22 protein-coding genes are annotated in these 23279 nt (G+C 59.2%); 9 read left to right on the top strand and 13 right to left on the bottom strand.

Annotated elements, in window-relative coordinates:
* Positions 1-611 precede the first annotated feature (611 nt).
* Positions 612-824, bottom strand: coding sequence for a hypothetical protein (locus tag E5J99_RS13175; RefSeq protein ID WP_135498274.1), 213 nt, complete (start codon positions 822-824; stop codon positions 612-614).
* 179 nt (positions 825-1003) lie between these two features.
* Here E5J99_RS13175 and E5J99_RS21310 point away from each other — a divergent pair, with 179 nt between their 5' ends.
* Positions 1004-1174, top strand: a complete 171-nt coding sequence (locus E5J99_RS21310) for a hypothetical protein (RefSeq protein ID WP_167852115.1) — start codon at positions 1004-1006, stop codon at positions 1172-1174.
* Positions 1175-1245: 71 nt separating this feature from the next.
* Here the strand turns inward: E5J99_RS21310 and E5J99_RS13170 are convergent, their stop codons facing one another.
* From E5J99_RS13170 to E5J99_RS13145, 6 genes are all read right to left on the bottom strand, one after another.
* Positions 1246-3663 (bottom strand): T9SS type A sorting domain-containing protein, encoded by a 2418-nt coding sequence (locus tag E5J99_RS13170; RefSeq protein WP_135498273.1) that lies wholly within the window; start codon positions 3661-3663, stop codon positions 1246-1248.
* Between the two features lie 290 nt (positions 3664-3953).
* A complete protein-coding gene (locus E5J99_RS13165; protein ID WP_135498272.1) occupies positions 3954-4634 on the bottom strand; it encodes a sterol desaturase family protein in 681 nt (226 codons plus the stop codon).
* A gap of 78 nt (positions 4635-4712) precedes the next feature.
* Positions 4713-5234, bottom strand: coding sequence for a shikimate kinase (locus tag E5J99_RS13160; RefSeq protein ID WP_135498271.1), 522 nt, complete (start codon positions 5232-5234; stop codon positions 4713-4715).
* 19 nt (positions 5235-5253) lie between these two features.
* Positions 5254-6318, bottom strand: a complete 1065-nt coding sequence (locus tag E5J99_RS13155) for an ABC transporter permease (protein WP_245318948.1) — start codon at positions 6316-6318, stop codon at positions 5254-5256.
* Positions 6315-7415, bottom strand: coding sequence for a BT_3928 family protein (locus E5J99_RS13150; protein WP_135498270.1), 1101 nt, complete (start codon positions 7413-7415; stop codon positions 6315-6317). Before E5J99_RS13150 ends, E5J99_RS13155 begins: the two co-directional genes overlap by 4 nt.
* Before the next feature lie 6 nt (positions 7416-7421).
* Positions 7422-8000: a DUF1599 domain-containing protein gene (locus E5J99_RS13145; RefSeq protein ID WP_135498269.1), complete on the bottom strand. Its 579-nt coding sequence runs from the start codon at positions 7998-8000 to the stop codon at positions 7422-7424.
* A gap of 47 nt (positions 8001-8047) precedes the next feature.
* Here E5J99_RS13145 and folP point away from each other — a divergent pair, with 47 nt between their 5' ends.
* Complete coding sequence (folP, locus tag E5J99_RS13140) at positions 8048-8932, top strand: dihydropteroate synthase (RefSeq protein ID WP_135498268.1); 885 nt, start codon at positions 8048-8050, stop codon at positions 8930-8932.
* Positions 8929-9765: a diadenylate cyclase CdaA gene (gene cdaA / locus E5J99_RS13135; RefSeq protein WP_135498267.1), complete on the top strand. Its 837-nt coding sequence runs from the start codon at positions 8929-8931 to the stop codon at positions 9763-9765. The genes folP and cdaA overlap by 4 nt, the downstream gene beginning before the upstream one ends.
* A 149-nt stretch (positions 9766-9914) precedes the next feature.
* Here cdaA and kbl read toward each other — a convergent pair whose 3' ends face one another.
* Positions 9915-11162, bottom strand: a complete 1248-nt coding sequence (gene kbl, locus E5J99_RS13130) for a glycine C-acetyltransferase (protein ID WP_135498266.1) — start codon at positions 11160-11162, stop codon at positions 9915-9917.
* 198 nt (positions 11163-11360) lie between these two features.
* On the opposite strand from kbl, the gene E5J99_RS13125 reads away from it, so the two are divergent.
* On the top strand, positions 11361-12329 hold the full coding sequence (locus E5J99_RS13125; RefSeq protein ID WP_135498265.1) for an NAD-dependent epimerase/dehydratase family protein: 969 nt from the start codon (positions 11361-11363) through the stop codon (positions 12327-12329).
* 216 nt (positions 12330-12545) lie between these two features.
* Here E5J99_RS13125 and E5J99_RS13120 read toward each other — a convergent pair whose 3' ends face one another.
* Positions 12546-13358 carry a TerC family protein gene (locus E5J99_RS13120; protein ID WP_135498264.1) on the bottom strand — a complete coding sequence of 271 codons (813 nt, stop codon included), beginning with the start codon at positions 13356-13358 and terminating at the stop codon, positions 12546-12548.
* A gap of 489 nt (positions 13359-13847) precedes the next feature.
* On the opposite strand from E5J99_RS13120, the gene E5J99_RS13115 reads away from it, so the two are divergent.
* Positions 13848-14576 (top strand): DUF3891 family protein, encoded by a 729-nt coding sequence (locus tag E5J99_RS13115; RefSeq protein WP_135498263.1) that lies wholly within the window; start codon positions 13848-13850, stop codon positions 14574-14576.
* 97 nt (positions 14577-14673) lie between these two features.
* On the opposite strand, the gene E5J99_RS13110 is transcribed toward E5J99_RS13115, so the two are convergent.
* Entirely contained in the window at positions 14674-15522 is an 849-nt protein-coding gene (locus E5J99_RS13110) for a hypothetical protein (RefSeq protein WP_135498262.1), read from the bottom strand.
* Positions 15523-15664: 142 nt separating this feature from the next.
* Here E5J99_RS13110 and E5J99_RS13105 point away from each other — a divergent pair, with 142 nt between their 5' ends.
* Entirely contained in the window at positions 15665-16633 is a 969-nt protein-coding gene (locus E5J99_RS13105; protein WP_135498261.1) for a YihY/virulence factor BrkB family protein, read from the top strand.
* Between the two features lie 141 nt (positions 16634-16774).
* A complete protein-coding gene (locus tag E5J99_RS13100) occupies positions 16775-17440 on the top strand; it encodes a spondin domain-containing protein (RefSeq protein ID WP_135498260.1) in 666 nt (221 codons plus the stop codon).
* Between the two features lie 76 nt (positions 17441-17516).
* On the opposite strand, the gene E5J99_RS13095 is transcribed toward E5J99_RS13100, so the two are convergent.
* On the bottom strand, positions 17517-18686 hold the full coding sequence (locus E5J99_RS13095) for a sensor histidine kinase (RefSeq protein WP_135498259.1): 1170 nt from the start codon (positions 18684-18686) through the stop codon (positions 17517-17519).
* Positions 18683-19492 carry a LytR/AlgR family response regulator transcription factor gene (locus E5J99_RS13090; protein WP_135498258.1) on the bottom strand — a complete coding sequence of 270 codons (810 nt, stop codon included), beginning with the start codon at positions 19490-19492 and terminating at the stop codon, positions 18683-18685. Before E5J99_RS13090 ends, E5J99_RS13095 begins: the two co-directional genes overlap by 4 nt.
* A 179-nt stretch (positions 19493-19671) precedes the next feature.
* On the opposite strand from E5J99_RS13090, the gene E5J99_RS13085 reads away from it, so the two are divergent.
* Complete coding sequence (locus E5J99_RS13085; protein ID WP_135498257.1) at positions 19672-19923, top strand: helix-turn-helix domain-containing protein; 252 nt, start codon at positions 19672-19674, stop codon at positions 19921-19923.
* A 238-nt stretch (positions 19924-20161) separates the two neighbouring features.
* Here the strand turns inward: E5J99_RS13085 and E5J99_RS13080 are convergent, their stop codons facing one another.
* Positions 20162-22294 carry a TonB-dependent receptor gene (locus E5J99_RS13080; protein ID WP_135498256.1) on the bottom strand — a complete coding sequence of 711 codons (2133 nt, stop codon included), beginning with the start codon at positions 22292-22294 and terminating at the stop codon, positions 20162-20164.
* A gap of 320 nt (positions 22295-22614) precedes the next feature.
* Here E5J99_RS13080 and E5J99_RS13075 point away from each other — a divergent pair, with 320 nt between their 5' ends.
* Positions 22615-23265 carry a hypothetical protein gene (locus tag E5J99_RS13075; protein WP_135498255.1) on the top strand — a complete coding sequence of 217 codons (651 nt, stop codon included), beginning with the start codon at positions 22615-22617 and terminating at the stop codon, positions 23263-23265.
* Positions 23266-23279: the final 14 nt, after the last annotated feature.

Raw genomic sequence — 23279 nt, 5'->3', positions numbered from 1 at the left:
CCTTACGCCAACGCTGCGGGGTACTGGTGCGCAAGTCCTGCTCGTTTAGCCGCTTGCTGGCCATGCACCATGTGCGTATCCAACTCGTCATTGACGAGCACAATCGCCGATACACCACACATGAGACTACCGCCCTCCCCTGCTTATTAAGACCCTTTATTAGACAGCACTTAGGAATATTAGGCCGGAAGTGCAATGAGAGTAATTAACAGCAACGAAGCCATGAACGTTGCTTTTCAAGCCTATTCTATCCACTCTATAGTAAATTTTGCCCAGGGCTTACTGGACTAAATGCAGTCTTGCGCTTGGGAAAGCTTGATTTAAACTTCCCTAAAATTTTGGAAACGAAGCAGAACTGGGCGAATAAGGCAGGCAAGCAAGCATAATTGCTCACTACCCTAAGTACGCTAAAGTGGAGCATGGGTAACCCACTCAGCTTGGGTGACACCAGCAAAATGGCGCGGACAGGGGGAAACGTGTAGGGCTTGTAGCGCCAAGCCGAACGTAAGCTAAAGCCGCTCTAAGCTACCACCAGCTCCTACACGCTTCAAAAGTCACCTGCAAACGCAGACTACCCCTCAATAGTATTCCTCCTAGCTAAGCGACTTCAGCTAGCGCACAAAAAATCCTTTTTCCTCCCAAGCCTTCACATTCTGGGAGCGGACAAAACGCGTTTCAATGTGGCCCCAAGCGTCCTGCTTGTACATGATCGTCTTGCCTTCTTCGCGGGTATGCGAGGCAACTAATTGTTCGGCGTATGAAATAACAGGCACTGCCCGTTCAGCAGATTTCGGGGAACGGGAACGTTTTACGGATGTTGACATACTGTAGTAACTCGAAACTCATCTAAAAAGATCCGCAATTTACGAGTATCGCTGAACTAATTGTGAAAGAGTGCTTACGTATGTTCCTCCGGCTTATAAGCCCTTAGTCTAGTCAACCTTTTCAGAGCGGTGCCAGTATTCTAGTAAGAGAAATATCTCCTACTTCCTTCCGCTTCGTCATGAAAAACTACCGCCTTCTTCTGCCTTTCTGCCTGATCCTGCTAACTTTCTCTTTAAGCAGTTGTGAGTTGGCTGGTGATATATTTAAAGCCGGAGCTTGGACGGCTCTTATTGGCGTATTCCTGGTTGTAGTCCTGGTTGGATTTCTCATCCGGAAGATGCGCGGCTAGGCTCATTAAGCAAAAAAGAAAGGACCTCATCCAACGAAGAGGCCCTTTCTTTTTGTGTTCTATTTCACAACCTACTGTTTTATCACGCGCACAACTACGGGTCCATTGGCCGTGAGTAGCCGTACCATATACACCCCGGCCGGCTGGCTGTCTAAGGTAAAGCGGGTACGGGCGGCCCCAGCAGCTATTGGCTTATTAAACTGTACTACTTGCTGGCCCAAAGCATTGAGCACTACGCCCCGCAACTGGGTGGTCTCACGGAAATTGGTCCATAGCTCGTATGGGCCGGCCCCAGGATTGGGCGTCACAGAGAACTCGGCCTGCTGGCTGCCCCCGGACACGGCCACTACCGGCGAAAAGGCCGTGGTACCATCGGCATCGACTTGGCGTAGGCGATAATAGGTATGGCCGGCTGGTGGCTGCGCATCCGTGAAGCTATAGCTATGGCGCTGGCTACTGGTGCCGGCGCTGGCTAGCCGGCCTATTTCGGCAAAATCCCGGGCGTTGGTGCTACGCTCCACCAAAAAATAGGCACTGTTGGTTTCGCTGGCCGTGGCCCAGGCACATACCACTGTGGCGGCAGCACGCCGGGCGGCGAAGGCCGTAAGCTCGACAGGCAGCACACCGCCGCCGCGGGAGGCCACGCCAAAGGGTGAAAATCGTTTTACGCCACCCCGCTTGGCTCCTTTGCGGTTGTTGGCGGTTGTAGTGCCAGGTGTTTCCTTTACCCGGTCCCAGCTGGCACCAGTGGTATAATGATCTATAAAGGCATTCGTCTCGTCGAAGCCGGTGCCTTCGTCTTTTGGGTTCCAGAAGGCTTGTAGCGTAATGTCGGAGTTGCCCGGCACTTCTTCGCTCACAAACCAGGTTTTCTTCACGACACCCTCCGTTACCGGGACCGCGCCATTTTCGTTGGCATCGTAGCTTCGATACACATCGTTCACCACCCGCACTTTATAAGTATCCTCCGAGTTGGCGGCAGTTTGCGACAAGACCACGGGCGTGTAGTCGGTATCAGCGGCGCTTACTGCCACCGGAAAAGTTACTTCCGCGCCGGTGCTGGTCACAGTTTGCCGCAGCCCACCCTTGCCATTGGTCACGAAGAAGGCAGTGCCAGATAAAGTTCGGATGCGCCCGTTCTTCAGAATGGTCAGGTTGTGGGCTGCCAGAGCCAGCGTAGAAAGCCCCGCGCTGGTAAAGGCGACGTCGCTGGTAACCAGCACGGGGCCGGCCAGGGTTTTGGGGCCTATATTGTTCAGCTTGAGAATTCCATAGCTGCCGGCATTGACCAACTGCATGGTAGCTGCCGAAGCATTAAGATATTCGACCACACTTTTCAGGCCCAGCGTGCCCAGCGTAAACGAATTGCTGGGTTTGGCGATGCGCAGCCGGGAGCCGGAAGTCACGTCGATGGTAGCCGTGATATTATCATTAGCTCCCACGTAGAGCACGGTCGGCTCGCTCGCCGTGCCTATCACCAGCTTAGAGTTGGCTCCCGATATAGACCAGGCATCTGGCACGCGGCTGGCCAAGGAGTCAGTGCCGCGCACGTAGAAAGTCGTGTTGGCGACGGCGAAGTTCTGCGGCTTGGTGCCAGTGCCATTGGTATTGATGCCCCACCGGTTTCTATCGTTGAGGTTGCCACTGGCATCCGAGTAGAAAACGTTGGTTTCGGGGGTAATCGTCACATCATCAATGCTCAAGCCATTACCGTTGCTGGAGGAGTTGAAGACATACGACCAACGCACCATGATTTCCTCGCCCGGGGCCAGCACCATGCCGTTGCCACCCAGCAGCTTGGCCTGCATTACCCGGCGGTTGGTGGCCGCATTGCCGTCGCGCGGGGTGATGGCAGTGCTGGTAGAAGGCGCGGCCACGTCAAGGTCGGCAATGGGCGTCCAGGTGCCGCTGGCCAGCTGTGTTATGGCAGTAGTTGAGCGCTGGTAATGCACGCGCATCGTGGCCTCCTGGGTATTGCTGGAGTTATACCACTGCTCCATAGCATACTTTATTTCCAGGTTCTTGATGGGCACTGAGGAACTGTTTTTCAGCCGTATTCCAATGTAGCCCACGCCGGGCGTGATGTTGGTGGAAGCAATGCCACCCAAGGCGCGCTCGGTGCTACCGCTGGTGCCAAAGTGATACCAAGCCGCGCCGTGGGGCGTGCCATCGGCGTCCACCGTTGAGGCTGTGGCAATACCTTCCTTCCCATCGTCCGGGGCCAGCTTAGCCGGTGTACTCAGCCGCTGATACGACTCGAACTCCGCGTTACCATACGGGGCCAGCGTGAAGCGAGCATATATGCCTGACAAAGTGCTATTGCTGTAGAAATGGGTATTGGTGCCCGCCAGCGCGTCAAAACTCTGGGTATAGGCACCCAAGCCGGCTGAGGTGGCATCAGGCTGATTTTTGAACTGATACTGCGCCGCTGCGGGCGAGCAGCACAAGCCAAGCAGCGCAAGTATGAAAGTAGTACACGGTGTCTTCATAGGTAGCGGGAAAAAGGGAGCGACTAAAAAAACTCAAACCGACTGGATAGCAGGTAGTAAGCACAATATGAGTAAAGCAAAATTATGTAATTTATTCTCATAAAAAGAATAACTAACTGAATTTAGTATAGCTTTAACGGAATAATATATAATAAAATACGCTACATAAGCATTGTATAAGTCTTCTAATAATCATATATTAACCATATTCGTACAACGGTACTGTGCAGCCAAAACAAAACAGCCTGACTCTTGCGGAGTCAGGCTGTTGCGTGTTAGATAGTGGGGTATTAGCTCTTCCCTACTTTATCGGGCATCGTACCAATAATGTGGTCCCACAAGGTGCTGGAAACGCCAAAGGCAATTTCATCCTGCCGGTAGTGGTGCTGAGCGTGGTGGTGCCACCACACTTTCAAGAAGTTCTTGGGGGGCGCGTAGGCATGAATGGCATAGTGCACAAACAAATAAAGCGCGTACCCAAAGGTGAAGCCCGCCAGAATACCGAAAGCATAGCTGCCGAACGTGAAGCGGAAAATAAAGAACAGCAGCGAAGCCACGAAGACCGTGATGATGGGCGGCATAGCCAGCCGGGTTTTGTCCTTGGGAAACTCGTGGTGTACGCCGTGCATGGTGTACTGAAACTTAACCCGCTTGGGCGTGGTAGCCGGAATGTGGTAGAGGTAGCGATGCATGGCGTATTCCACGAAAGTGAACATAAACCAGCCCAGCAGGAATAAGCCGAACGCCGACATACCGGTAATGAACCCACGGGTAAGGCCATAGTAGAGGCTCACCACGGCAGTGACAAGGAAAATGGACACCGGTAGGGCAATGTGCGTATGCGTCAGGCGCTCCAGAACAGGGTTCTGAAACAGCTTAGCAGAACCCTTGTGCTTGGGTTTTACCTGGTCAGGGGCTTTCACCGGAGTAAGAGCCGTAGCGAAGGCTGATGTGGAGGAAGCGGAATTCATGGGAATGATCAGCTATGGAAGAAGCAAAAGTACGTAGTGCCGCACAAACACTGCGCCGAATGCGCAGAAGAGGCGAAGTTAGCTGCTCGTTTGGTAGCGGCTCAACAGCTGCTGCACGGCGGCTACGCTACAGGAGGTAGCAGCACAACGCAACGGAGCACGACTATAAAACTGCTGCCGGGCCGCTAAGGTTTCACGCAGCCGCTCGGTCAAGGCGGCGGCGTCGGTGGCTGGTGCCAACAGGGGCCGGCTTGCGGCAGCCTGTTGCAGCCGCCGCACCAGCTCGGCCACGGGCACCTCCAGGTAGAGCGTGTGGCCGGTACCGAGCAGCACGTCCAGATTCTGGTGAAAGCAGGGCGTGCCGCCGCCCGTGGCCAGCACCAGGGCTGGCAATTCCTGCACTACTGCGCGCAGCGTGGCTGCTTCCTGCTCCCGAAAATAGGCTTCGCCTTCGGCGGCAAAAATAGTGGCAATACTGCGCCCTTCGCGCCGGGTAATCTCCTCATCCAGGTCCCGGAACGGTAGCTCGTAGGCCGTAGCCAAAGCGCGGCCCAGTGTAGTTTTGCCCGCTCCCGGCATCCCAATCAGGTACAGACGCATGCAGTAAGATTGAAAAGTGTCAGTTCAGTTTCACTCGGGGGTCGAGCACGGCGTAGAGTATATCGACCACGATATTGACGACCACAAACAGGAAGGCAATGAAGATTGTAGCTCCCATCACGACCGGGAAGTCCAGGTTTTCGACGGCCCGCAACGTGACGGTGCCCAGGCCCTTCCAGTTGAAGATGTACTCGATAAAAAAAGCCCCTGCCATCAGGGACGCCAGCCAGCCAGATACGGCCGTGAGCACCGGGTTCAGGGCATTTTTGAGGGCGTGGCCCACCACCACCTGATAGCCCGAAAGCCCTTTGGCGCGGGCCGTCCGGATGTAGTCCTGGCTAAGCACATCGAGCATGGAGCTGCGGGTAAGCTGGGTAATAACGGCCAGCGGCCGAATACCCAAGGCAAACGCGGGCAGCAGCAGATTGCGCAACACCAGGTGTCGGCCCGAAAATGGGTCGGTTTCGTAGAGCTGTCCGGTCAGGTTGAGACCGGTCCAATGGCTCCAGTAGAAGCCAAAGGTCATGGCAATCAGAATGCCGGCCACGAAGGAAGGCACCGAAATACCGAGTACCGAAGTCGTAATCAGGGCGCGGTCGAGCCACGAATGGGGCTTGAGGGCGGCCACGATGCCAAACCCGATACCCAGCACCGAGGCCAGCAGCATGGCCGCCAGAGCCAGCCACAACGTACCCGTAAAGTGGTCGAGCAAAATACTGAGCACGTCTTTATTGCTCTGAAACGAGCGACGCAGGTAGGGCACTTTCAGCACCACGGCCTTCTCTCCCAGCGGCAGCAGCGCTAGGCCGCCGTACTTGGCCGTGCCGGCCGAGTCGCGCGGGTGCAGGCCCAGCGGCGACACGTCGTTCAGATAGCCAACCAGCTGCAACGGTACCGGCTGGTCGAGGCCCAGGTCGGCGGCAATGGCAGCGCGGGTGGCCGGGTCGGAGCGCTGCCCGGCCAGCAGCGCTACCGGGTCGCCGGGCAGCACCGTGAACAGGAAGAACACGGTGAGGGCCACTCCTACCAGCACCAGCGCGCCCTGGGCCAGGCGGCGCAGCACAAAGCCGATGGTCTGGCTCACAGCAGCTCTTCGAGCGTGGCGCGGCTCGGAATATCGTGGTAATGAAACTTGCCCTTCACCACGCCATCCTTGAGCAGTATAAAGCCCGGATTGGACCGGATCATGGACTTAAGCACCGTCGCGTCGGCGTAGTAGAACGGTGCCACCAGATTCACCTCGTGGCGGAAAGCATCGAACTCGGCCGGACTGCTGCTGGTAATCACCAACGGCGTAATCTTTTTCTGGGACGAGTCGGCTGATTGCATCAGGTTGTTGATCAGCTCAAAACGGTCCCGGTCCGTCTTGTCGGTATTCTGGATGATGAGCACCAGGCGATTCCCCTTCAGCAGCTCGGGCGTGTAGTCGCCTTGGTCGTTCCATACTTTGAAGTCGGTGATTTTGGGGCCGGCATCGGGGTTGAGCGGCACCATCTGCTTGTATTTCCAGGTACTGTCGGTCGGGTATTCCGTGAATTCCTGGGTTTGGCCGCCACGCTCCATAATGTACTTGTAGCGCAACGGCTCCGAGGCCTGCATCAGCTTCCCAATGTCGTTGCCAACTTTATAGGGCAGAAAATCCAAGTAGGGCAAATGGCCCAACGCCCGCACCCCAATGCCGATAGCCACTGCCGAGGCCAGCGTGATATACATGATACCGAGCATGCCTTTGGCAAATACCCGGCGCATGTAGCGCTGGTTGAAAAACACCACTGCCCACAGTACCAGCAGAAACACGTCTTTGGAAAACGACTGCCAAGGCGTGAGCTTGATGAAGTCGCCAAAGCAGCCGCAGTCGGTTACTTTATTAAACGCTGCCGAGTAGAACGTCAGGAAGGTAAAGAACACGAGCAGCCCCAGCAGCACCCACAGCGTTTTGCGTAGGTACCAGCGCAGCAGCAGCGCTACGCCCAGCACCACTTCCAGGGAGCTGAGCAGCAGGGAAAGGGTACGCGTGCTGTTCTTGAATAGCAGAAAGAAGCTGCCGAAATCCACGGCAAACACCTCGAAGTATTCCTCCAGCTTGTAGGCCGTCCCGATGGGGTCGTTGAGCTTGATGAGCCCGGAGAAGATGAAGAGGACGCCCAGCAGGAGCCAGCAGATGCGGGTAATGAGTTTCATAACGCTTTAAACTCCGGATTCTGAATCAGGTTCGGGCGCGGCGGCGGCGGCCCCACGCTTGATCAACGCAAATACGGCATAGTTGAGCATGTCGCGGTAGTTGGCATCCACGCCTTCCGACACGCGCGTGCGGCCGGCCAGGTCCTCAATCTGCTTGGTGCGGTGCAGCTTCATCAGAATAATATCGGTGATACTTTCCACCCGCATCTGCCGCCAGGCCTCGCCGTAGTCGTGGTTTTTGGCGAATAGCAGGCGGCGGTTGGCGGCCACTTCCTCGTCGTAGGCGGCGGCCACATCGGCGGGCACCAGGTCCAGGGGCGCGGTGGCGGGCAGGCGCAGCTGCATCAGGGCAATAACGCAGTAGTTGATGATGGCCACGAACTCCTCGTCCACGCCATCGGCCACCAGCTGGGTACCCTTCTCCTGAATGGAGCGGATGCGCTGGGCCTTGATGTAGATCTGGTCGGTGACGGAAGGCAGCCGCAGAATGCGCCACGCCGTGCCGTAGTCGTGGGTTTTGGCCAGGAACAGGCTTCGGCATTGGCCCGTTACCTGGTCGTACTCGTGCTGGGTTTGGTTACTCAAAATTTTCGGCCTACTTTTAAGAATCCCGGTTTTTAGCCTCTCCGCTCATGTCTGCCCAGGCCGCGAAAGATACGTGTTTTTCTCCGAGGCAAACGCTGCGTTGCCCCCGTGGCCGCGTCCTGAATCTGGGCTCGCCGCAGGTGATGGGCATCCTGAATCTGACCCCCGACTCGTTCTACGCCGGCAGCCGCCTGGGCACCACGCCCGACCTGCTGCACCGCGCCGAAGCCATGCTCCGGGCCGGGGCCAGCATCCTGGATATCGGCGGCTACTCGTCGCGGCCGGGGGCCGAGCACATTCCCGAAGACGAAGAAAAGCGGCGCGTCCTGCCCGCCATCGACGCCCTGCGCCGGGCTTTTCCCGAAGCTTTTTTATCCATCGACACCTTCCGGGCCGGGGTGGCCTGCGCGGCCGTAGCGGCCGGGGCCGACCTCATCAACGACATCAGCGGCGGCGAGCTGGACGCGGCCATGTTTGCCACAGCCGGGCAGCTGCAGGTGCCCTACGTGCTGATGCACATGCGCGGTACGCCCCAAACCATGGCCCAGCTCACCGACTACCCCGACGACATTGTGCTGGAGCTGACGCGCTACTTCCGCGACAAAGTAGCCGCCCTGCGCGCCGCCGGCGTGGCCGATATCATTCTCGACCCTGGCTTCGGCTTTGCTAAAACTGCTGCCCAGAGCCACGAGCTGCTGCGCCGCCTGCGCGAGCTGCAGCTGCTGGGCTTGCCCATTCTGGCCGGACTCTCGCGCAAGTCGATGGTGTATAAGCCCCTGGGGTTGACGCCGGAGGCCGCCCTAAGCGGCACGGTGGCCGTGAACACCATGGCCCTGCTCAACGGGGCCGCACTGCTGCGCGTACACGATGTAGCAGAAGCCGTGCAAACTATCCGGCTCGTTGCCCCCACCTTCCTTCCTCTCTCCCCGTGATTGGCTCCTTCGGCATCGGCTTCCTGCGCATTGGCTGGATAGACGTCGTGGACGTACTGCTGGTTACGGTGCTGTTCTATCAGCTCTATAAGCTGCTGACGGGAAGCGTGGCGCTGAAGATTTTCCTGGGCCTGATGTCTATCTACACGCTCTATCTGGTGGTGAAAGCCGCCGGCATGGAGCTGCTGACCAGCATTCTGGGCCAGTTTATGAGCGTGGGCGTGCTGGCCAGCATTATTCTGTTTCAGCAGGAAATCCGGCGCTTTCTGCTCACCATCGGCAAAGCCACGGCCTTCGACCGGATGCGGGTATTTCCGTGGCGCCGCGACGTGCCGGCGGAGCGGATGAATCTTACGCCCTTCGTGGAAGCGGCCAAAAGCCTAGCCGGCAAAAGCACCGGGGCCCTGATTGCCTTCACGCTGTCGTCGGAGCTGAAGTTTTACGCCGACTCGGGCGACCTGATCGATGCGGCCATCAGCAAGCGCCTGCTCATGTCGATTTTCAATAAAACCAGTCCGTTGCACGATGGCGCGGTCATTATTGCCAACAACCGCATCCGAGCGGCCCGCTGCATTTTGCCCGTCAGCGAAAACCCCGACGTTCCCGCTTCCATGGGCCTGCGCCACCGCGCCGCCATTGGCCTGACGGAAATGACCGACAGCGTGGTGTTGGTGGTTAGTGAAGAAACCGGCCAGATTTCCCTGGTGCGCGGCGGCGAAGTGTTCCGCAACCTCTCCGCCACCGACCTGCGGGCCCGCCTGAACGAGCTCCTGTTCGACGTAGCGCCCAAGCCGGCCAGCGCCTCAACCTCGGCGGCAGAAGTGGCGGCTTGATTCTGGCCGTTGGCGCTTTTCCTTGCAGCACTACAGCTTGCTATACAGCACAACGCCCTTTTCCATGGACAGGAAAAGGACGTTGTGCTTTTACCGGCTTTATCCAGCCAAGGGAAATTATTGGCTGGACTTCTACCGACCGGGGCAGCTTACGGCGTGTTCGTCACTACTTGCCCCGCTTCGGGCCGGGCGGCGCTACGGTCTTTGAGCGTGCCTAGCTCGTTGCCTACCTCAATGAAGGCAGCAATGGCTTTGTCGAGTTGGGCGCGGGTGTGGGCCGCACTCAGTTGCACCCGAATGCGGGCCTGACCCTTGGGCACTACAGGGAAGTAGAAGCCAACCACGTAAATACCCTTCTCCAGCATACGGGCCGCAAATTCCTGGCTCAGCTTGGCATCATACAGCATCACGGGCACAATAGGGTGCTCACCGGGCTTGATGTCGAAGCCGGCGGCAGTCATCTTTTCGCGGAAATACCGGGTATTTTCTTCCAATTGGTCGCGCAGGGCGGTGCTTTCGGTGAGCACCTCCAGCACCCGAATAGATGCGCCCACAATAGCCGGGGCGAGGGTGTTGCTGAACAGATAGGGGCGGCTACGCTGGCGGAGCATGTCGATGATTTCCTTACGGCCCGTAGTGAAACCGCCCATAGCGCCACCCAGGGCTTTGCCCAGCGTGCCGGTGATGATATCGACGCGGCCCATCACGTTGCGGTGCTCGTGGGTGCCGCGGCCGGTTTTGCCCAGAAAGCCCGTGCTGTGGCACTCGTCCACCATCACCAGCGCCTCGTATTTGTCGGCCAGGTCGCAGATCAGGTCGAGGCGGGCGATGGTGCCATCCATGCTAAACGAGCCGTCGGTGACGATGATGCGGTGGCGCGTGCCTTTGGCCACGGCATCCTGGAGCTGGGCTTCCAGGTCGGCCATATCGTTGTGGGCGTAGCGGTAGCGCTGGGCCTTGCAGAGCCGCACGCCGTCGATGATGCTGGCGTGGTTGAGGGCATCGGAAATAATGGCATCCTGCTCGTTGAACAGGGGCTCGAATACGCCGCCGTTGGCGTCGAAGGCCGCCGCGTACAGAATTGTGTCTTCGGTGCCCAGAAACTCGGCCAGCTTGGCTTCCAGCTGCTTGTGAATGTCCTGGGTGCCGCAGATGAAGCGCACCGACGACAGGCCGTAACCGTGGGTGTCGATGGCGTGTTTGGCGGCTTTAATCACCTCGGGGTGCGAGGACAGGCCCAGGTAGTTATTGGCGCAGAAGTTGAGCACCTCCCCCGCTTCCTGCGTCTCGATTTCCGCGCCCTGGGGCGAGGTGATCACGCGTTCCTGCTTATAGAGGCCGTTATCTTTGATTTCCTGAAGCTGCTGCCGAAGATCGGCCTGAAGGGTAGTGTACATAGGAGGAAGTGGTGAACCGGTGAGTACGATACTGGCCCTAAAGATACGGGCATTCGGGACGTGCGGTCGGCACGGAGACGGGCGGGCCGCCACACTATTTTTTTCCGCGCCGCCCCACTCCATTTCACCAAATCGTTACTGCACCACCGCCTCACTCGTATCTTTGCACTCCCACCCATTCTCTTCTCTTCGCATACTATGCATTCTACTCCCAGCGACACCATTCTCATCATCGGCGCCGGCGGCCAGCTTGGCCTCGAACTCACCCATGAACTGCGCCAGCGCTACGGGGCGTCGCAGGTGGTAGCGGCCGATGTGCGGGCCCCGAAAGATGCCGAAACGGCGCAGTCGGGGCCCTTCGAACTGCTCGACGTGCTGGATAAGAATCGGCTGGAAGAAGTGATGCGTCAGTATCGGCCGAAACAGGTGTATCACCTGGCAGCGCTGCTATCGGCTACGGCCGAGAAGAACCCCAAATTCGGCTGGCAGCTGAACATGGACGGCTTGTTTAACGTGCTCGACGCCTCCGTGGACCTGGGCGTGCAGCAGGTGTACTGGCCGTCGTCGATTGCCGTATTCGGCCCCGATACGCCCCGCGACAACACGCCCCAGCTCACCATCATGAACCCGAACACGGTGTACGGCATCAGCAAGCTGGCCGGGGAGCAGTGGTGCGAGTGGTATTTCCGCAAGCACGGCCTCGATGTGCGCAGCCTGCGCTACCCCGGCCTGATTGGCTACAAGAGCCTGCCCGGCGGCGGCACCACCGACTACGCGGTTGATATTTACCACAAAGCCGTGGCCGGCCAGCCCTACGAGTGCTTTCTGAAGGAAGACTCCTACCTGCCGATGATGTACATGCCCGACGCGCTGAAATCGACGCTGGACCTGATGCACGCCCCCGCCGACCAGATCAAGATCCGCTCGTCGTATAACCTGGGGGCCATGAGCTTCTCGCCGAAGGAAATTACGGCCAGCATCCAGCGCCACCTGCCCGATTTCCAGGTGACGTACAAGCCCGACTCGCGGCAACAGATTGCCGACTCCTGGCCCGCCAGCATCGACGACAGCCGCGCCCGCCAGGACTGGGGCTGGCAGCCCGATTTCGACCTCGACAAGATGACGGACGATATGCTGGTGCATCTCAAGCAGTTGCAGCCAGCATAAGGCGGCAGGAGGGAGCAGGCAATGTACTGTTTGCTGTCTGCCATCCTGCGTGTAGCGGAACGAAGAACCTTCCTCCCCTACCCCACTGAGGCCTGCTACATAGACAACGCCCTTTTCCACACGCTGGAAAAGGGCGTTGTCTATGTAGCAGGCATTTTACTTATCAGAGACAAGTTCTTGGCGGGCGAGGGCAGGCAAGTGGATCGGCTTGCCCTGCTACCCCACGCGCTGCTTGCCCTTCGTATCGGGCTTGCGTGTGGGCATTTTGGGCATCGTCATGTGGCGGGGCACGTTGAAGAGCAGCGACGTGACCAGCGGCACCACGAACATGCCCACGGTAATCAGAGTAAGGCCCACATCGGCGACGTGGCTGCTCAGGAAGTGACTGAAGGCGTGATTGGGGAGGTAATGCTCGAACAGGGACAGCATCAGCTTGAGACCCAGAATACCAATCACGAGGAAGGCGGCCGTTTCCAGGAAAGGGTATTTGGCCATCAGCAGCACGAAGGCCTGCGCGACGAGGCGCATGGCCAGAATACCAATGAAGACGCCCAGGCAAATCAGAATCAGATTGTTGGTGAAGGCGACGACGGCAAACACGTTGTCGATGGAGAAGGCCAGGTCCATGAGCTCAATCAGGGCTACGGTGGCCCAGAATTTACCGAACAGACCCAGGGTATTCTTATAGAGCCAGCTTTTATTCTTATCGATTTCCTCCTCCCCGTGGTACTTGCGGGACTTGAAATGGTCGTAGACCAGATAGACCAGATACAGGCCTCCGAGCGGCTTCAGAAACCAGAACTCAATGAGGTAGGCGGCAAACAGGATGCAGAGGCCCCGGAACACGTAGGCCCCGATGATACCGTAGCGCAGGGCCTTCTGGCGCTGGTCCTTGGGTAGGTCGCCGACCATCGTGGCCAGCACCGCCGCGTTATCGACCGACAGCAGGCTCTCGATGATAACTAGGTTGCCGACGATAGCCAGGGCGGCCAGCGGATTATCGAGTATTTGCTGGATGTGTTGATTCATAGGAAAAAGAAAAAATACTACCGGCCCGCCACTCCACAATACGTGGCTGGATGGCCTTGCAGTCACCAACCAACGCCTTACCAGGCCTGGAGCCAGCTGGCGCAACGAGACCCGCGGCTCTCTATAACCGAAAACAGGGCCGCTCGTTGGCCGGAAAGATACCACGGGCCTTCGTAAGTACACTATCGGGCCGGCTACCGACACGCGCGCACCTGCACCGACGGCACAACGGGCACCGGAGCAGCCGCCGTACTAACCAAAGGCAAAATGCCGGAATAACATGCCGTGGCAGCCGTAAAATATGCGGGCACCATGCGGCATCCTGCTGGCCCGGCTCACTCCTGCCGGCTCTACCGCACGGCAGCACAACTGGCCTGGGCTCCCGAGCACGGCAACAGTGGGCACTATAGTCTGCTTAACCCCGCACGAAAGCCATCCGTAGGAGCAAGCAGCTATTCTTGCGCTGAACCCTCACTGGCTCCCCTTTTCATGATCGTAAACCTGACCCCCGATGGCTGGCAGATAATCTACCAGCAAGCCCACGCCCTGCTGGCGGCACAGCTGGCCTGGCAGTGGCAGCCTGTTGGCCCCACCGACCAGTGGGTGGGCCTGCTGGCCGCCATTGCCCAGCACGACGACGAACAGGAAACCTGGGATGGAAGCTACGGCCTGACGGCTGCCGGTGCGCCGGCCAACTTTACCATGAAGGATTTTTCGCTGTCCCAGGCTACCGGCGTCATGAAGGCAGCCCGCTTTCAGGGGCAGTGGCGGTGTTTGCTGACCAGCATGCATATGAGCTTCCTCTACGAGAGCCTGCGGGGCAAGCAGCCGGAAATCGACGAGTTTCTGGACGAGCAGCTGGCTGGGCAGCAACGGTGGCGGCGCGGCTTGAAAGTAACTAAAAAAGACGCCCAGCAAGCGTATGACCTCATGCAGTGGTGCGACCGGCTCAGCCTGATTCTGTGTCGCCAGGAGCTACCGGAAATGGGCCGCCACCTCGAAATCAGCACCGGGCCCGATGGGCAGCGCTACGAAGTGATGCGCCCCGACGCCGACGGCCCGATCCGGATTACGCCCTGGCCTTTCGCGGCCAAGCAGTTCGAGGTGAGCGTGGAAGCCTGCCTGCTGCCTCAGTTGCAGTTCAAAGACGATGCGGAGCTAAGCAATGGCCTGCGTGAGGCCCGGATTGTGACTCTGCGCTGGGAATTCACGAAATAACAGGGTAGCCGAACTTTGAAAAAAAGCCACTCCTGTCATGCTGAGCAAAGTCGAAGCATGACAGGAATATCGATATTCCAAACACGCTCTACTATCCTTACTCCAGTCGGGCGATGGGCTGCGGGTTCTGCATCACGTTGGCGGGCACCGTGGCGCGGGCCGTGATGTGGTTTAGACGGCGACCGTCCTTGCCATCGGTGCGGTCGGCGGCTAGCAGCAGAGTGTTGTAGGGGCGGTACTCGGTCCAGCGGCGGCGGAAAGCGGGCTGGGCATCGGTGGCTTTGGGGAAATATGCCCACTCTTCCACCAGCTTGGTTGTGGGGCTGATATAGACTTCGTACTTGTTGTCGGGTGTCACGCCCACGTTCTTGAACGTCATCGTGAGCACCTGGGCCGGAGTGCCATCCATGAGCTGGCCCGCCCCTTTGTAGGTTAGCGTCACACCCGAGTCTTTGAGCTTAAAGGGCATCAGCAACCACCAGGAGTTGTTGACCCAGATAGGATACATCCGGTCGAGTAGCTTTTTGCCCTTCTCCGACGCCGAAATGTCCTGGCCTTTGCTGAACGCCTTGCCTTGTTTGGCGCCGAGATTATAGACGGCCACCAGCGTGTCTTTCTGCCAGCGGAAGTCGCCGGTTTGCTTGTCCCAGAGCTGATAGGAGCCGTCGAGAAAGTCCCAACCCAGCAGGCGCGTTTGCTGCCAGGCCGCATAGCCGCCCATCTGCCGCATCACGGTATCGGCCCAGGCCAGGGCGCGGGCATCGGAACCAGCCTGGTCGAAGCCCGCCGCGGCCGGATACGCAACGAGACCAGCCGCCGCTACACCAGTGATGGGGGCCGGGCTGGTCGTCAGGCCTTTGGTGGGGCCGCAGGCGCTGGCTGCGCCAAGCAGCAGAACAATGGCGGCACCGGGCAGGAAGTTCGGAGTAGCGGGAACGAGAGGCATAGAGTGGGAGTAACAGGAAGGGCAGCGTGCCCCGGCAAAGCTATCAACTATGCGCAAATAGGATGGTTTTGGTTGGCTCAACCAAACGTCACCGGCCGCAGGCCGTACTACTGCTACCATATCCTTTCCAGCGTTCTGCCCCATGGCTACCCACTACCGTTTTTCCGACGTCCTGAGCATCCTCAAAACCACCGCCAGCGAGTTTATCGTCAACAACTCGTTCCGGCATGCGGCGGCGCTGTCATACTACACCATTTTCTCGCTGCCGCCGCTGCTCATCATCGTCATCACGGTGGCGGGCACCTTGTTTGGCAATGAAGCCGTCACGGGCCAGGTATTTGCCCAGATGAACGGCCTGGTAGGGGCCGAGTCGGCCAAGTTTATGCAGGATAGTATCACCGAGTTCAACAAGCAGGAGCGTAGCGGCCTGGCCGCCGTCATCGGTATCGGCACCCTGATTTTTGCGGCCACCACGTTCTTCGTAACCCTGCAGGAGAGCATCAACGACATCTGGAACCTGAAAGTGAAGCCCCGCAACGGCCTCTGGCAGTTCATCCGCGACCGGCTCCTCTCCTTCGGCCTCATTCTGAGCGTGGCCCTGCTGCTGCTCGTTTCCTTCGTTATCAGCGCCATGCTGAGCTTTTTCACCGACTATCTGCAGCGCCTGCTACCCGAGGTTACCATCGTCGTGATTCACCTCGTCGATTTCGGCCTTTCGCTGCTCATCACCTCCCTGCTCTTCGCCCTGATTTACCGCTTCCTGCCTGATGCCATCATACGCTGGCGCGACGTAGGCGTGGGAGCATTCATCACCGCGCTGCTTTTTCTGATCGGTAAGTACCTGATTGCCTTCTACATCGCCAAAGCCGACCCCGGCTCTACCTACGGAGCGGCCGGCTCGGCCATCGTGCTGCTGGTATGGGTAAACTACTCGTCGCTGATCATCTTTTTCGGGGCCGAGTTCACCCAGGAATTTGCCGATGCTTTTGGCCAAAAAGTGCAGCCGAAGGCCCACGCCGTGCGCATCGAGACGCGGGAGGTGCCGGAGGGCGAGTCGAAGGAGGAAATAAGCACGGGCCGGCCTCGCTCCACCGGCCGGTTTCGGGCGTAAGCTGCGTGTGGGGGCCGCTACGGCAGCAGGCAGCCCGCCCGGGGTGCGTAGCCGATAAAATACTTGCTACTCAGCCTGCGACCACAAACCAAAAGACGTTCCTGCTGCGTTAGTACAGCACACGAACGAAGTTTTTGGCTTATGAAAAGGCAGTTTCTATTTCTGGCGCTGGCAGCGGGCGTAGCTTCCTGCAATAAGATCGTCGACGATAAGCTGCCGGAGCCCACGCCCGAATCCACGGCGCTCTACCGCGTTACGTTCGAAGCCACCTGGAGTGCCGCTACGCACCCGGGCAGCTACCCTGCCGGGGCTCACTTTTCGCCCCTGATCGGCGCTTCTCACCGCCCGGCTGTTGATGCGCGCTTGTTCCGGGCCGGCTTTCCGGCCAGCCCCGGCATCAAGAATATGGCCGAGCTGGGCAACAACACCGCTTTACGGGCCGGAATCAAGGCGCTGATTGGCGAACAAAAAGCCTTCCGCCTCCTCGACGGCCGCAACGCCACCGCCTCGCCAGGCCTGCTCGTCGATACGCTCCGCCTGGATGTGCAGCACCCCGTGGTGACGGTGGTAACGATGATAGCGCCCAGCCCCGACTGGTTTGCCGCCCTCGACGCGGAAAACCTGCTGGAAAACGGCAACGTCTGGGCTACTACCCGGCGCATTCCGGCCATTTTCTACGATGCCGGCACCGACAGCGGCCTCGAGTACACATCTTCTGACCAACCAACCACCCCCGCCACGCCGATAGTGGTCGGATACACGCCGGGCGCGCCGCTGGGCTACTTCAAGCTGGAGCGCATCAAATAGAGTACTCTGACAAGGGCCGCCGGAAGTACTTCCAGCGGCCCTTCGTGCTTGGTGGTCCGAGGGGTCAAGCTCGCTTTTACGTGGCCGGCCGCGCGGTCAGGTTCAGCGTCAGCCGAACCGTGTAGTGCTCCGCTCCGGCTTCTAGGCTAAGCGCGTACTGCCCGGGATAGAGCAGTTCCAGCCGCTTGCGCACGTTACTGAGCCCCACGCCCCCGGCTGCCACCGCAGCGGGCCGGCTGGCCGCCGGTACGCTGTTGACGACCAAAAATTCCAGCCTACCCTCCTGCACGGCGGCCTGCACGTGCACGAAGCTGCGGCCCCGCACCTTGCTCACGCCGTGCTTAAAAGCGTTTTCGACGAAGGAAATAAGCAGCAGCGGGGCAATGTAGCCCGTAGTAGCCCCACTGCCGGAGCGCACGAACTGGATGTCGGCCTGCGTGCCGTAGCGTGACTTTTCCAGCTGCAGGTAGCTGTTGATATACTCCAGCTCCCGGCCCAGCTCCACCCGGCTGTGGTTGGATTCGTAGAGCCCATAGCGCATCAGATCGGAGAGCTGCAACACCTGCGCGGCCACTGGCTCGTTGCTGTCCACGACCTGCACGTAGATGCTGTTGAGAATATTGAACAGGAAATGCGGGTTGATCTGCGCTTTCAGAAAGTTCAGCTCCAGTTCCAGATTGCTACGCTCCAGCGCTATCTGGTCCCTTTCCAGGCGCAGGTTCCGGTTCTGAACCACCACAATATCGCGCACAAACTTGGCGCTGAGCAGAATAGCGACGATGAACAGGCTGAAGCCGCAGTTCCAGAGCGCCACGGTGAGGGACGTGAAACAGCCCAGCCAGCCGGCGGGCCGCAGCACCTGCTGCCAGATGCGCTCCACGTAGGTGAGCAGCGGAGCCGCGAAACCGTTGCTGAGCGGTTGCAGGTAGTGAAAAAGGTGGTAGCTGCCCACATACACCCCGAAAAACACCAGCAGCAAATGCCCCGCCAGCCACAGCGGCCGAAGCCGGAACAGGTAGCGCGGCAGCACATAATATTCCAGCCAGTAATAGAGCGCTATGGTCTGGAAAAACATGAAAGCGGTGGTCAGCCCCACTACCTGGGCGTTGTCTTTGAATAAGCGGGCAGCCAGGAAATATTCGACCAGCAGCGTCACAGCCCATTGGAGCATGTGCCGGCCCACGCGCCGCCCGGTGATGGACAGCCCGGCCACAGACGGCACCGGAATCGGCGGTAGCAGGCTCACATCAGGTTGTGTTTCATGGCTTCCATCACCCGCTCGCGGTAGGTGACCCCAATCGGCACGCGGCGGCCGTCGGTGGTCGTAATCAGGTTGCCGTCTATTTCCTTAATGGCCCCGAGCCGCACCAGGTAGGAGCGGTTGACGCGCCTGAACTCGGAGGCCGGCAGCAGGCTTTCCAGCTTGCTCAGCGTCATGTGGGTGGTGATGGTGCGGGTAGCGAGGTAGATGTTCAGGTAGTCTTTGAGGCTCTCGACAAACACGATTTCCTGGGGCTCCAGCCGAATCAGCTTTTTATCTTCCTTCACCAGGAAAAAGTTGGTCTTACCCGTCGGCGCTTCCGCTTCCGGAAGTGGCGGCACGGGTTCCGACGCGGCTACCCGCACCAGCGGAACTGTGGCCGGGGGCGCGGCAAGGTCGGTTTCGGGGGCCGAGCGGCGGGGCGCTACCCGGTTGATGGCCCGCATAAACCGCTCGAAGGAGGCGGGTTTGAGCAGGTAATCGACTACTTCGTGCTCGTAGCCTTCCACGGCATACTGCGGGTAGGCCGTCACCATAATCACGGCCGGCAGGCGCTGGCCGGGACGTTGGGCGGCCAGCACCCGCATAAACTCGAAGCCCGTCATTTCGGGCATTTCCACGTCCAGAAACAGCAGGTCGGGCTGTTGCGACTCCAGGGCCAGCAGCGCGTCTACGGCGTTGGTGGCCTGCCCGAGCAGCGTCAGATAGGGCAGGCGGGCAATGTACTTGGCCAGCAGCTCGCGGGCGGCTGGTTCGTCGTCGATCAGATAGCAGCAGAGAGGCTGACTCATAGCAGAAGGGCTGAAAGGCCGGCAAATCGCCCGTTTCAGATGCCGTAAGTATACACGTATTCGCCGGTATAAAGCGGGGCATTGAGCGAAACATGTTGGGGCAGCACGCGCGAAAAGCCTATTTCGGAGCGTCAACGCCCTCCGGGCTTTCCGCTATCCACTTCATTTGCCCTTCCCCCATGAACACCTTCCTCCTCAAAGTGCGCAAGCTGCGGGAAATTCACGGCTACCCCCAGGAATACGTGGCCTTCCAGTTGGGCATCAGCCAGGCCGCCTACAGTAAGAAAGAGTCGGGCCGCACCCAGCTTTCCCTGCTCTGCCTCACCAAACTCGCCGAACTCTACCAGCTGAGCCTGACGGACTTCATCAGCCTGAGCGCGCAGGAATTGCTATTGCGCTGTATCCAGTCCAATCAGAAGCTGGCCGCCTAACGCCGCCCACGCGCACTGGCGGCAGCCGAAGCATCTGCCGGGCGACCATTGCCAAACCATATGTCCTGCTGAGCCTGTCGAAGCATCTCTACCGCCGTAGTAATCTGATTACTGTGACGGTAGAGATGCTTCGACAGGCTCAGCAGGACTGTTTTGGGGCATTCCGGGTCGGTATGAGCACTAATTTCTGTCTTTGCAGATAGAAATCAGTGCTCATACCGGCCCGGAATGCCAACAGCTATTTGCTTAAGCTAATGGACACGCCGGCGAATACCGTGCGGTAGGCCGGTGGCTGCACCTGGGTGCGCGACTTGCCATCAGTAGAATAGCGGTAGCCGAACACGTTGCGGGTGCCCAGCACATTGTCGACGGTGGTGTAGAGCACTACGTAGCTGCGCTTTACGAATAGCACTTTGCTCAGCGACAAACTCAGGTTGTGGTAGGCCGGCAGCTTGTCGCCCAGAAATTCGGTAGCCTCGTGGGCGAAGTAGGTCCGGCCGCTGGCGTAGCGGTGCGTGCCGCCCACCGATACGCCCAGCTTGGGCAGAAACTGCTTGTACACCAGACTCACATTGTGGCGGGAAGCATAGGTAGGCGTGGCCAGGGCCTCGAAGTTGCCGGCCAGGCGCTTGGTGTCGAGCAAGGAATAGGACACCCAGAAGTCGCCGTGCCGGATGGTTTTCTGGTCGCGGAAGAACACGTCGAGGCCGCGGGCGTAGCCGTAGCCGCTGTTGTCGGTGGCGGCCGTTACGAGGCGGTAGGGGTCAGGGTCGAAGCCCACGAGGCCCTGCTCCCGCACCAGCTGCGCGTACTGCTTGTAGTAGCCTTCCACCCGAAACGTGCGGTCGTTGTGCGTGTGCTGGAAGTTCAAAATCAGGTGGTTGGCCTGCTCAAAGTTCAGCTTCTGGTTGCGGTAGATGTAGTTCTTGTCGGGCGTCTGGTAGAACTGGCCAGCCGCCACCGACACCTGGCTGTGGGCTCCCACCTGGTAGGCCACCGACAGGCGCGGTGCCGCGTTGGCCCGCCCGAGTACACCGGCCTGCTCGGCCCGCACGCCCACGCGGGCCGCCAGCTTCAGGCCCAGATGAAACTCGCCCTCCGCAAACGCAGCTTTGTAGGAGTCGCGCAGGGAATACTTGGCCGTGACCAGCACGTTGGTAATATGGATGTGGTGCACTTCGGCCCCGGCCAGCAGCACGTGGTTGCCCTTCAGGTAGCGCGTCAGCACCGTGCGGTACTGCAGGCGGCGGTCGTAGCGGTCCAGCGACTTGGTCTCGGCCACGTTGATGTAGTCGTAGTTGTGGCTGTAGGAAAAACCCGCTTTCAGCTCCCACTTGCCTTCATCGAATAGCCGCTGGTAAGAGTTGGTGGTGAAGTAGTTCTGATTGCGCAGCCGCAGCGGATATACCTCGGCGGGCCGCTCGTAGGTCGGCAGGTTCACGGTGGAGTTGCTGTGGCTGCTCATGGCGTAGAGCTTCAGGCTGCTGGTGGCCGAGAGCTTTTCCTTCACCGTAATGGAGGCATCCAGGCCCTCCGGCGCCTTGGCCCAGCTGCGCGTCTGGCGCATCAGGGCAAAGTAGGGCTGCATGTTGGTGTACGAAACGCGCCCCGTGATGGAGCCGTGGTGGGTGTAGCTGAGCGCGGCGTTGGCCAGGTTGGCGTCGAAGGTGAGCTTGTTGGCGTCGTTTACCTTGTCTTGGGTGTCGAGCAGCAGCACCGAGGAAAGCGCCTGCCCGTATTGGGCCGAGTAGCCGCCGGTGCTGAAAGCCGTGCCTTTGAACATAGCCGGCTCGAAGCGCCCGCGCTGGGCCACGTCCGGAATGCTGCTGTAGAACGGGTTTTGCACGATCATGCCGTCGATGAGGGTATTGGTTTCACTGGCTGCCCCGCCGCGCACAAACAGGCCTTCTTGCTCGCCCACGCGGGCCGTGCCCGGCAGGTTCTGCATCACGCTGGTGATGTCGGCCCCGGCCCCGGCGGTAGTCACGATGTCCATAAACTTGAGCGCCGTCATGCGTGTGCCGTCGCCGGCCTCAAACAGCCCCGCCGAAATAGTGACTCCGCCCAGCAGATTAGCCACGTCCGGTAGCGTGAGGCGGAGCGCGGTGGTATCGGTGCCCAGGCGCAGGCTGCGCTCCTGGCTGGTGTAGCCCACCGACGACACCACGAGCGTGTGCGGGCCGGTGATCTGAGTGCGCAGCCGAAATCGGCCCAGGCTGTCGGTGGAGGTGCCTTCAAAATTGTCTTTGAGGTACACGTTGGCCCCGGGAATGGCCTGGCCCGCCTTGTCGGTCACGAGGCCGTGCAGCTGGGTTTGGGCGTGGCTGAGGGAAGCAATAAGCAGGGCAGCCGAGAGAAACAGCGCTTTCATGGCAAGGGCAGTAAGGAGGATTGATGCCCCGAAACTACCGGCACCACCCGCCGGCCGCCAGGCTTTTCGGGCGAACCGCCCGGCCGCTGGTACAAACGCCCCGAAAGCCTGCGTGAGTAGGAACGCAGCACCACGAGCAGCTCGGGCAACGATGCTGAACCCGGTTCGAAAGTGCTGCAAAACCGCCGCTACGCAGCCGGCAATTTATAACCAAACGGCATAAAGTATAACCGCAAGTAATTGATAGCCTGCAGCAAAGCTCCCACATTTGTCTATCAACATTGCTCAACCAAATCCATTCACCCTTACCCTCATTTCGTATGAAACGCACCACCTTCACCCTCGCCCTGCTACTGTCGCTCGGCTATGCCAGCCAAGCCCAGCAAGCCGCCCAACCCGGCCTCGAAACCACGGTGACCAAGTTCACCACCTCTCACTCGATGGCCGAAGTGCAGCAAACCGCCAACGACTTCGAGCGCCTTAGCCTCAGCGACAAATCGGCGTGGTTACCTGCCTACTATGCTTCGCTGGTGAACACGCTGATGGCTTTTTCCGAAAAGGACCCGGCCAAAAAAGACGCGCTGCTGGACAAAGCCGACCAGTTTTACCAGCAAGCGGCCAAGCTGCAGCCCAAGAATGAGGAAATAGAAGTGCTGCACGCCAACATTGCCAACGCCCGCATCAAGGTGGACCCGGAGAAGCGCTGGGAGAAATACGGCGAAATCGTGGAGTCGAGCCTGAACAAGGCCCAGAAGATAAACCCCAACAACCCGCGCGTGACGCTGCTGAAGGCCCAGAACCTATTTTACACGCCCAAAGAGTACGGCGGCGGTCCGGCGAAGGCCATGCCCGTGCTGGAGGCGTCGCTGGCGCAGTTTGGCACCTTCAAGCCGGCCTCGGCGCTGCACCCTAGCTGGGGCGAAGACCAGGCCAAGAAGATGCTGCTGGCCTGCCAGAACGCTACCAAGTAATTCCAGCCGGCGCG

This window comes from Hymenobacter elongatus, assembly GCF_004745955.1.
Classification (GTDB): Bacteria; Bacteroidota; Bacteroidia; order Cytophagales; family Hymenobacteraceae; genus Hymenobacter; species Hymenobacter elongatus.
Note: the sequence above shows the minus strand (reverse complement) of the source record. Positions and strands in the feature narration are given on the sequence as shown.

Excerpts from the sequence above, each read along its gene's own strand:
- E5J99_RS13175 (WP_135498274.1), bottom strand. The coding sequence starts at position 824 with ATGTCAACATCCGTAAAACGTTCCCGTTCCCCGAAATCTGCTGAACGG.
- E5J99_RS21310 (WP_167852115.1), top strand. The coding sequence starts at position 1,004 with ATGAAAAACTACCGCCTTCTTCTGCCTTTCTGCCTGATCCTGCTAACT.
- E5J99_RS13170 (WP_135498273.1), bottom strand. The coding sequence starts at position 3,663 with ATGAAGACACCGTGTACTACTTTCATACTTGCGCTGCTTGGCTTGTGC.
- E5J99_RS13165 (WP_135498272.1), bottom strand. The coding sequence starts at position 4,634 with ATGAATTCCGCTTCCTCCACATCAGCCTTCGCTACGGCTCTTACTCCG.
- E5J99_RS13160 (WP_135498271.1), bottom strand. The coding sequence starts at position 5,234 with ATGCGTCTGTACCTGATTGGGATGCCGGGAGCGGGCAAAACTACACTG.
- E5J99_RS13150 (WP_135498270.1), bottom strand. The coding sequence starts at position 7,415 with ATGAAACTCATTACCCGCATCTGCTGGCTCCTGCTGGGCGTCCTCTTC.
- folP (WP_135498268.1), top strand. The coding sequence starts at position 8,048 with ATGTCTGCCCAGGCCGCGAAAGATACGTGTTTTTCTCCGAGGCAAACG.
- kbl (WP_135498266.1), bottom strand. The coding sequence starts at position 11,162 with ATGTACACTACCCTTCAGGCCGATCTTCGGCAGCAGCTTCAGGAAATC.
- E5J99_RS13125 (WP_135498265.1), top strand. The coding sequence starts at position 11,361 with ATGCATTCTACTCCCAGCGACACCATTCTCATCATCGGCGCCGGCGGC.
- E5J99_RS13120 (WP_135498264.1), bottom strand. The coding sequence starts at position 13,358 with ATGAATCAACACATCCAGCAAATACTCGATAATCCGCTGGCCGCCCTG.
- E5J99_RS13115 (WP_135498263.1), top strand. The coding sequence starts at position 13,848 with ATGATCGTAAACCTGACCCCCGATGGCTGGCAGATAATCTACCAGCAA.
- E5J99_RS13110 (WP_135498262.1), bottom strand. The coding sequence starts at position 15,522 with ATGCCTCTCGTTCCCGCTACTCCGAACTTCCTGCCCGGTGCCGCCATT.
- E5J99_RS13105 (WP_135498261.1), top strand. The coding sequence starts at position 15,665 with ATGGCTACCCACTACCGTTTTTCCGACGTCCTGAGCATCCTCAAAACC.
- E5J99_RS13100 (WP_135498260.1), top strand. The coding sequence starts at position 16,775 with ATGAAAAGGCAGTTTCTATTTCTGGCGCTGGCAGCGGGCGTAGCTTCC.
- E5J99_RS13090 (WP_135498258.1), bottom strand. The coding sequence starts at position 19,492 with ATGAGTCAGCCTCTCTGCTGCTATCTGATCGACGACGAACCAGCCGCC.
- E5J99_RS13085 (WP_135498257.1), top strand. The coding sequence starts at position 19,672 with ATGAACACCTTCCTCCTCAAAGTGCGCAAGCTGCGGGAAATTCACGGC.
- E5J99_RS13080 (WP_135498256.1), bottom strand. The coding sequence starts at position 22,294 with ATGAAAGCGCTGTTTCTCTCGGCTGCCCTGCTTATTGCTTCCCTCAGC.
- E5J99_RS13075 (WP_135498255.1), top strand. The coding sequence starts at position 22,615 with ATGAAACGCACCACCTTCACCCTCGCCCTGCTACTGTCGCTCGGCTAT.